This window comes from Corynebacterium jeikeium (genome assembly GCF_000738175.1).
Taxonomy (GTDB): Bacteria; Actinomycetota; Actinomycetes; order Mycobacteriales; family Mycobacteriaceae; genus Corynebacterium; species Corynebacterium jeikeium_C.
The window spans coordinates 155,646-162,571 of the sequence record NZ_JFCH01000059.1 but is presented as its reverse complement, the minus strand read 5'-3'; the positions used below and the strand labels follow the sequence as shown (position 1 = coordinate 162,571).

Below are 6,926 nucleotides of genomic sequence, written 5' to 3'. Positions count from 1 at the left end.
TTGGAGACACCAAGGGCATTGGCAGCGGCTGTATAACCCATGCCTTGCTCAAATAGTTCAACCAACTGCTCGCGCTGATGCTCACTTAGCGAACTTCGTGCTCTCAATGAAAACTACTCCCCACTAGTCGGTAACTGATTTCTCAGTCCAACTAATGGGGAGCAGTTCACTGCCGCAGAACTCGCGGGTTTTCTTTGTGGCGCTGGTCACGGCCATGGCTGAAGAAGATTGCTTGCGACATTCGGTAGTATCTGCACCTATGACTACCCCCACCTCAGCCACCCCGAGCTCTCCTCGGGGGTCGCGTCTCCTGGCGCCCTGGCGGAGGTTCCAGGAGCAATTGCCCCAACTGGGGCTGGCGGGGTCGCGTTCGGCACAGTTGCACTCCGAGTCGGACGGCGACAACGTGCCGGAGAGCTCCCTGCAGCTACAGCCCCTGAGCCGCGCGCTTTCTATGCGGCTCTACGCTGCCGTCTTCCTGGGAGCCCTCGGCACCATGCTGATCACGGTCGGCGGCCTGGGTGCCGGCGCGTTCCCCGTGATTCACAATCCCTATTGGGACTTCCCCGGCGTGAACACGTTGGCGCGGATGCTGCACTCCACGACCGTCCTGGTTTTCGTGGGCATCGGCTTTCTGGTCTACGGCTGGTTACTATTGTTCACCTTCGCTGTCTCCGCCCCTGGCAGGCCTAATCACCCAATCCCGGTGCGGACCTACTGGCGCACATTCTTCGTGTGGGTCACCCCGCTCATGGTCACCCCGCCGCTGTTCACCCAGGATATTTACTCCTACTTGGCGCAGGGGGCGATTGCCGCGAAGGGCTGGGACCCTTACGGCGCCGGACCTGTAGACCTGCTGGGCATTGACGACCCCCTGGCCCGCTCTGTGCCGCTGATGTGGGCGCACTCCCCCGCGCCTTACGGGCCGGTGGCGCTGGGTTATGGCGAAGTTATTTCCATGCTGACCAATAACTCCATCATTCTCGGCATTGTGCTGCACCGATTAGTGGCCATTCTGGGGTTGGCCTTAAGTGGATGGGCTCTCGTCCGGTTGGCGCGGCGTTGTGGCGTGTCGAGTGGAGCTGCGTTGTGGCTTGGCGTGTTGAACCCGCTGGCGATCCTGCACCTGGTCGGTGGCATCCACAACGAAGCTGCTTTGATCGGACTGCTGCTCGCAGGCCTGGAGCTTGTGTTGCGCGGCGTGGATAACGAAGAACGCCCCCTCACCAGCCGCTGGATACTCATCATCGGCGGTTTTGGCCTGATTACAATGGCCGGCCTAGTCAAAGTCACGGCCTTCATCGGCCTGGGCTTTGCCGGTGCCGCACTCGCCCGCTGGTTTGGCGGGCGCCTGGTGGATCTCTTCAACGCAGCGGCCGTCGCCGTAGTGGTCGCAGCAGTAACCTCTGTCGCATTCTCCATCTTCACCGGGGTCGGCTTCGGCTGGATCACCTCCCAGGGTGGCGCTGCGGAGATCATCTCCTGGATGTCGATCACCACCTCCCTCGGCCTGTCCTCTGGAGCGCTCGGTGCCCTGCTGGGGCTGGGCGATCACACCGATTCGGCGCTCATTGTCTTTCGGACCCTCGGCCTGCTCGTGGGCGCGTTCTGGGTCGTCCGCATGCTGTGGGCCTCTTTCCGCGGCCGTATCCACCCCGTAGGCGGGCTGGGCGTGGCCACCCTCATCCTGGTGCTCTTTTTCCCCGTCGTTCACCCCTGGTACCTCCTGTGGGCGATTCTCCCCCTCGCGGCCTGGGCGAACCGGCGCGCGTTCCACCTCACCGCCGTGATCTACTCGGTGGTGTTCAGCTTTTTCATCCTCCCCCGCGGACTCTCCCTGCCAAATTCCACCGTGATCTACATCTATGCGATGAGCCTCGTGTTCTTCCTGGTGGCGTTGGTGGTCCTACGGGCTCTTGCGGCCCGCAACGCGGATCTGGCGGAGGCCCTGTCGTTTCGCTCCACCAAACTCCGGCGAGCAGCAGCCGCTACTACGTAAAACACTGCTAGGGGGCTAGACTTTCACATCATGACCACAAGACCTGAAACCCAGGCAACCCAAGCAGCCCAAGCACGGGCTGGCTCTCCCGTGCTTCAGCTCCGCGACGTAGTCAAGACCTACGGTGAACGTCGCGCCGTCGACGGACTGAGCCTTGAGCTGTCCGCCGGCCAGGTGCTCGCACTGCTAGGCCCGAATGGCGCGGGCAAGACCACGACCGTCGAAATGTGCGAGGGCTTCATCCGCCCCACCGAGGGCACCATCCGCGTGTTCGGCAAGGATCCGGCCGTCGAATCGGATGAGGTCCGCAGTCGCATCGGGGTAATGCTGCAAGGTGGCGGCGCGTACCCCGGAATCCGCGTGGGCGAGATGTTGCGGTTGGTGGCGTCATACTCGAAAAACCCCTTGGATCCCGACTGGCTGCTCGAGACCGTCGGGCTGACCGGCCACGAAAAGACTCCCTACCGGCGCCTATCCGGCGGTCAGCAACAGCGCCTGAGCCTGGCCTGCGCGCTGGTGGGGCGCCCCGAACTGGTGTTCCTGGACGAGCCGACCGCCGGCCTGGACGCTCAATCGCGTCTGGCGGTGTGGGATCTGGTGGCCTCGCTGAAGCGCGACGGCGTGGCGGTGGTGTTGACCACCCACCTGATGGACGAGGCTGAGGCTCTGGCCGACCAGGTGGTCATCATTGATTCCGGTCGCGTGGTTGCTTCGGGCACACCGGAGGAGATGATGTCGAGCCGTGACCCGAACTCCACCGGTGCGTGGCTGTCGGTGCAGGTTGATTCCGACGCCGCACTCCCCGCTGTCTCCGCGGCCATTGCCAAGCGTGCGGAGGAGCCGGTGACGGTGGACGAGCTGCGCCCCCGCCACTTCAGAATCGAGGCCGAGGGGCTGAGCCCGCAGTTGGTCGCAGCGGTGGCCGAGGCTTTCGCCGATGAATCCGTGATGATCAGCCAACTCGAGGTCAACAGGCAGTCGCTGGAGGACGTCTTCCTCTCTATCACCGGAAAGGACATCCGCTCATGAGTACCACCAGTCGCTTCGAGCCGGGTCTCTTTGCCCCTGCACCCCAGCAGGCGAAGTCTGGTGACATCGTCAAGGCCCAGGCCAAGATCGAATCGTTGTTGTTCTTGCGCCACGGGGAGCAGCAATTGCTCTCTATGGTCATTCCGCTGGGGCTGCTTATTGGTCTGACGCTGATTCCCAGCGATGACGCATCCCACGCAGTGACACGCATATTTCCCATGGCTTTGGCGATCGCGCTGATGGGCGCGGGCTTCACTGGACAAGCCATCGCAGTGGCCTTCGACCGGCGCTATGGGGCTCTAAAGCGCATCGGCGCGGCGGGCGTGCCCACCTGGGCGCTGATCGCGGGCAAGGTCGTCGCGGTGTGCATCGTGGTCTTGCTGCAGGTGCTGGTGCTTTCCATCGCCTCGTTTGCGTTGGGGTGGCGCCCGGACATCGTGGGGCTGCCCGCTGCCCTGGTGACGGCGGTGCTGGGAGTGGCGGCCTTCACCAGCCTGGGCCTGCTGCTGGGCGGCACCCTGAGCTCAGAATTGGTGCTGGCGCTGGGCAACACGATCTGGTTCGTTCTACTGGGCGCGGCTGTGTTCGCCACCATGGCAACCCCGGCCGGTGAAAACGTCAATGCTTTCCTCATGGCCGTGCCCTCTGTGGCGCTGATGGAAGGCTTCCACACCGCCGTAGTTGCCGGTGGATTCAACTGGTTGGCACTGCTGAGCCTAGCCGTGTGGGCCGTGATCGGCTCGGTCCTCGCACTGAAGCTTTTCCGCTTCACCATGGAGAGCGACTAGCGGAGGATCGGGAAGCGGCAATTAGCCCCTCCACGTGGGCTTCCGATAGTCTTAAGGGCGTGCTTGAGACAATGAAACAACGCGCCGCGGAGGAGAACAATCCCTTCGTCAGAGCGCTGCTGAAGCTGTACGCCTTTGCACATGCAGCCGACCGCAGGTTTGGCTTCCCTCGGCCCGTTACCGCGCCGACGATTCGGCGCCAGCGGCTCTTCGCCATCATCCTGTTGGCCTGCCAGACGGGAATTACCTTCACCGGCTCTTTGGTGCGCGTTACGGGCTCCGGCTTGGGTTGCGACACGTGGCCGCAGTGCCACCCGGGCTCTCTGTTTCCTGTTGCTGGTTCCGCGCCGTGGATTCATCAGTTGATTGAGTTTGGCAATCGGACGTTGACGTTTGTAGTGATCGTTGCCGCCCTGGTGTGCTTCATTGCGGTGGTGCGCGCGGCGCGGCGCTCCGCGATTCTCCACCTGGCCTTCGTCCAGGGCATCGGCATTATCGTCCAGGCCGTGCTGGGTGGCATCACTGTGCACATGGATCTGATGTGGTGGACCGTTGCCCTGCACTTCCTTCCCAGCATGCTGCTAGTCTTCCTGGCAGCGAAACTGGTGGTGCGCATCGGCGAGCCCGATGATGGCGAGATGCAGCCACTGATGCCGCGCCCGCTGCGCATCCTCACTGATGGATCTGCGCTGAGTCTGGCGGTCGTCCTGATCACCGGCACCCTGGTGACAGGTGCTGGCCCTCACGCGGGCGACGAGGCGATTCTTCCGGAGCACCGCCTGCAGGTGCCGCTCATCGACATGGCGCACATCCACGCCGGTTTCATGTACCTCTACCTGGGCCTAACCGTCGGCCTGTTGGCGGGCGTGTTCGCATTGAACCTGGAGCACCGCATCAAGACGGCTTCCTACTGGGTGATCGCCGCGATCATTCTGCAGGCCATCGTCGGCATCATGCAGTACTGGCTGGGTGTTCCTCGCTGGTCGGTGCCGATCCACGTTATTGGCTCGGGGCTTACCACCGCAGCCACCGGCTTCCTCTGGGCCCTGAAGTCCCGCTACAGCGGTGGCAATGCCACCTTCACGGGCACGACGACCGGTGACAGTCAGCGTCAAGAGACCGTCGGAGCCTAGTACGGCTAAGATTCGGAGCCAAAGAGTATCGTCTAGTTGTCAGCGACGAAGGGTGCCGAATCATGACTCAGCCGACGCGCATGCCGCGCACCACCCTGGAGTTCATTTCGGGGGTGGACACTCCACTGGCGCCCGGGCGGGGCGAACACTACTACTCCACCCCCCAATCCGATGCGGGATAGCAGCGGGAGCTTTCAAGCCGTGAGCGCGGCGGGTCCTCCGCCGTACTCACAGGATGTGCCATTACGTGTTTTTATCCTCGTGGCAGCTGGACTTTTCGGTGTTGTCTTTGCAGTCATCGCCCTCATGATGCCATTCGGTAGTGCTCGCGGCGCGGATTCCACGGGCGACAGTCTCCATTTCATGAACGCCTTCTTCTTTATCGGTGGGATCGCCTTCGTCATGGCCGTGGGCTTTTTGATCAACAGCACACTTTCTCGGCGCAGGAGAATAGCTACTGCCTGGAAGAATGACTGGATCGATTACTACCCGGCGCTAGTCGGGCAGATTTATCACACTCGCAGGGTTTTGCGAAAGGGCAATAATTTAGGCAAGACTTTTTTGTACTACTACCGGGCGCCTCTCCAAGTGCTCTATCCGGATGGCTCGTTCCGGCAGATGCAGTCTTTTGAATTCGAGATGAAGGCCCGGCCCGACTGGTATCGCACGCGTTGCAATATGGCCTCATCGGCGCAAACCGCTGTCGCGAATGGCTGGAACAATAACGGATGGGCGATCGTCGGTATAAGTCGCTTTCCCGGGCAGACACACGCCGAACTCGACCCCGGACTCACGCACCAACAGTGCGAAGCCATATTCAACCTCGCCGAACGCAACTGGCTCAGGACGGCTTGGTGATCTTCTTTGTCGTGATGCTAGCCGAGCACTGCCTGAGCGAGCGTCTGCCAACCCAGTACCGCGTCCACGGAGAGAGCGACGAAGAGGATAGACAGGTAATTGTTCGATAGGAAGAACAGCTGCATCGGCTTCACCGGCGTACCGTTCTTCACGCCCTGGTGCAGCAGGTGAGCCTTGATAATGAACCAGCCGCCGGAAATCAGTGCGGCAGCCAAGTAGATCCAGCTAGCAGCCGGGACAAGAAGAAGCGAAGTGATCACGGTCGCCCAGGTGTAAGCCAGGATCTGGCGCGTAACCTGCAGCGGAGGCTTGACCACGGGCATCATGGGCACGCCCGCGGCCTCGTAGTCCTCGCGGTAGCGCATTCCCAGAGCCCAGGTATGCGGTGGCGTCCAAAAGAAAATAACCATGAACAAAATGAGCGCCTGAACCCACGAAGACCACCCGGCGTGGAAAGCACCGCCGCTGTTATCGGTGATAACGGCCCAGCCAACAATCACCGGCATGCAGCCCGCAGCGCCGCCCCAAATGACGTTCTGCCAGGTGCGACGCTTCAGCCACTTGGTGTAGACGAAAACATAGAACCAGTTCGTCAGCACGATAAAGCCGGCGGCCAGCCACGAGTGGCACAAGAAACCCAGCCACAGCACAGAGGCAATCAGCAGCACCCAGGCGAAGATACGAGCCTCGCTGACCGAGACGGTCTGGCGGGCAGTGGGACGGCGGCGGGTGCGGCGCATCAGCTGGTCGATATCGTGATCCACCACGTTATTGAACGTGTTAGCCGCGCCGGCGCCCATCCAGCCACCGATGAGCGTGAGGAGGATAAGGCCGAAGTTCACTTCGCCGCGCGCTGCCTGCAACATCGCAGGGATCGTGGCCACCAGCAACAATTCAATGACCCTGGGTTTGGTCAGTGCTAGATACGCCTTGGCCGTCTCAGCGAATGTCTTCACCGGCTGCCTCGCCTCCACCTTCTCGAAAGTTTTCCGAATCGCGTCTAACGCTACCCGAGCGCGGGGTGCAGGCCGAAACAGAGCCTGCACTCGCCCATCTACATATGGTCGTACGGGAGCTCCAAATAGTTCCCGCAGGATGCAAAAAATTTTTGCCCCGAAA

Annotated in this window: 6 protein-coding genes; 5 read left to right on the top strand and 1 reads right to left on the bottom strand. The window is 61.8% G+C overall.

Annotated features, from left to right (window positions below):
- Positions 1-259: 259 nt before the first annotated feature.
- The 5 genes from mptB to JQ46_RS10270 all read left to right on the top strand — a co-directional run bounded on the left by mptB (position 260) and on the right by JQ46_RS10270 (position 5,807).
- Positions 260-1,999, top strand: a complete 1,740-nt coding sequence (mptB, locus tag JQ46_RS10290; protein WP_034988006.1) for a polyprenol phosphomannose-dependent alpha 1,6 mannosyltransferase MptB — start codon at positions 260-262, stop codon at positions 1,997-1,999.
- Between the two features lie 30 nt (positions 2,000-2,029).
- On the top strand, positions 2,030-3,028 hold the full coding sequence (locus tag JQ46_RS10285) for an ABC transporter ATP-binding protein (protein ID WP_034988004.1): 999 nt from the start codon (positions 2,030-2,032) through the stop codon (positions 3,026-3,028).
- Positions 3,025-3,816, top strand: coding sequence for an ABC transporter permease (locus tag JQ46_RS10280; protein ID WP_034988001.1), 792 nt, complete (start codon positions 3,025-3,027; stop codon positions 3,814-3,816). Before JQ46_RS10285 ends, JQ46_RS10280 begins: the two co-directional genes overlap by 4 nt.
- Before the next feature lie 71 nt (positions 3,817-3,887).
- On the top strand, positions 3,888-4,949 hold the full coding sequence (locus JQ46_RS10275; protein WP_034987996.1) for a COX15/CtaA family protein: 1,062 nt from the start codon (positions 3,888-3,890) through the stop codon (positions 4,947-4,949).
- Between the two features lie 261 nt (positions 4,950-5,210).
- Positions 5,211-5,807, top strand: coding sequence for a hypothetical protein (locus JQ46_RS10270; RefSeq protein WP_237744803.1), 597 nt, complete (start codon positions 5,211-5,213; stop codon positions 5,805-5,807).
- Positions 5,808-5,824: 17 nt separating this feature from the next.
- On the opposite strand, the gene JQ46_RS10265 is transcribed toward JQ46_RS10270, so the two are convergent.
- Positions 5,825-6,781 carry a heme o synthase gene (locus JQ46_RS10265; RefSeq protein WP_272944697.1) on the bottom strand — a complete coding sequence of 319 codons (957 nt, stop codon included), beginning with the start codon at positions 6,779-6,781 and terminating at the stop codon, positions 5,825-5,827.
- Positions 6,782-6,926 lie beyond the last annotated feature (145 nt).